This is a genomic window from Pseudomonas sp. FSL R10-1350 (genome assembly GCF_009600525.1).
Lineage (GTDB): Bacteria > Pseudomonadota > Gammaproteobacteria > Pseudomonadales > Pseudomonadaceae > Aquipseudomonas > Aquipseudomonas helleri.
Genome location: NZ_WIVR01000143.1, coordinates 1 through 1,832, shown reverse-complemented (window position 1 = coordinate 1,832; position 1,832 = coordinate 1). Strand labels below are relative to the sequence as shown.

Sequence of the window (1,832 nt, the reverse complement as noted above, 5' to 3'; positions counted from 1 at the left end):
TCCGCTTTTGATCTGCTTTGGATTTTGATCCGCATGCAAACGAAGTTTGCGTAAGTGCGCCCTTGATCCGTTTTTGATCCGCGCGTTTCGTAGAAACAACTAAGCGCGCCCTGTTCAAAAAAGCGGAGGGAAACAGCGAAGGTCAAAGGCCAGAGCAGAGAGGATGCAGAGAGGATGCAGGATAGGGAGAGTGCTACAAAATGTAGGCCTTTTGAAAACTCTCCCCTGCTGCCGTGGGCTCTTGGTTTTAAGTGAGTTTTGAATTCGGAAAACAAAACTAAATTAAGAATTTAATCGGATCTTAAAAAACGAATTGAATTCAAATCTAAAAAACGGACAGGAAATGTTTTGTGGCCACCGCCTGCACGCAGTCGATCCCCACAAAACCCTGATCAGGGCTGTGCCCCGATACCCCGTTGAGAGTCAGCGAGCTGGTTTGTCGCCGTTGGGTGCGCGGCGATATCGGCGCTCTACTTCCCGCCAGTTGAAAGCCAACCGAGAACCGTCGTCTTCGCCTTCTTCAGCGCCGCCTCTCTTAACCAAATCCGAATCAGTTTCCTCATCGACACGGAGTACCTTTTTCAAAACGCCACCGGTTGCCACAAAGCGGCGCTTGTGGGATTGGCGCGTCAATTCCAAAAACCAATCAGGATCGTTTGTCATGTCAGACGGTTTAACGCTGTACTTCAGCGTTTCCGAAACCGCGCGTTGTAGCGCAGCCCCTCCCACCTCCGTCCCGGTCTCTGAGCTCCGATCTTTAATCGCTTGAACGTGCACACCGCTTGGCGAGATCGTCGGATCGCGCATGCATTCCTGCCAAATCTCAACCCAGCGGGCATGCTTAACGTATTTCGATCCAGACAGCATCGAAGGCGGGACCATCAGCAAAACGTGAAAATGCGGGTGCGCCTCCCCAATCGCACTCCGAGTTACCTCGGTAGTCCGTACCCAACCAATCACCGCTTTTAACTCTTTTCGCGCCTGGAGTCGGTTCCACCCGGCATTCATCGCCGTAAGAGTCGCTCCAAGCTCGCCTATGGGGCAATTGGGCACAGTCAGGGTCAGGAATAGCCAGCGAGCCTTAGGATGCTCTAGAACGATCTGAGGGAGAGATTGGTGAAACCGAGCCTGCCACATGAGCGAGCGCCTCCACTGACACACCGGGCAATGACGTACCCGGCAAAAGTACGCCGTACGCAAACGTAGGGCATTCACTGATGTTTCAGGGTTGAGAACCCAACCAAACAGCAATAACCCCCCACAGTCGGACATTCGAGCGGCGTAGCGCTCAAATTCTAGAGCGCTGGCATAAATCCCACCCACATCGTCAGATTGACCTCTGTGAATGTCCCACGGGACATCATTCGGACTGTAATCGGAAAGCCCGTCGCGGGGCTGTTCAAGCGCAATAATTTCGCTAGAATGGACAGACGTGGAAGCGGTAACGTTTTCCATGGAAAACCCTAGATATCTTGGACCTCGAAGACCCACGATTCTGGGGTTTTTCTTTTTACGCGTCAAATAACCCTCAAAGCCACGGTACACAAGGGTTGTAGCCGCTTTTTGCACCCTTGAATTACCATCGTAAGTATCAAGTAAAGGAAATCGGCCTCTCCGACGCCCGTTTTTCGACCCCTCCAAGCACCGCCAAAAAGCCAAAAACAGATCGTCTCCGACGGCCCTTCGGGACTGCTCGCCACGTGGCAGGCGGTCGGGGGAAGAGCACCCCCAACCACCAGCCCGGAGCATTGGGGCACTGCGAGGCATCAAGGGGCTTTCGCGGCATATCCTTGCCCGTTCCGGTCTGCGGTATTCCACGTCCCCTTGACCCC

The 1,832-nt window shown here is 53.5% G+C and carries 1 protein-coding gene; it reads right to left on the bottom strand.

Annotation, left to right across the window (positions count from 1 at the left end; translation table 11 throughout):
• Positions 1-423 precede the first annotated feature (423 nt).
• On the bottom strand, positions 424-1,455 hold the full coding sequence (locus GHO25_RS25485; RefSeq protein ID WP_178113950.1) for a protein rep: 1,032 nt from the start codon (positions 1,453-1,455) through the stop codon (positions 424-426).
• Positions 1,456-1,832: the final 377 nt, after the last annotated feature.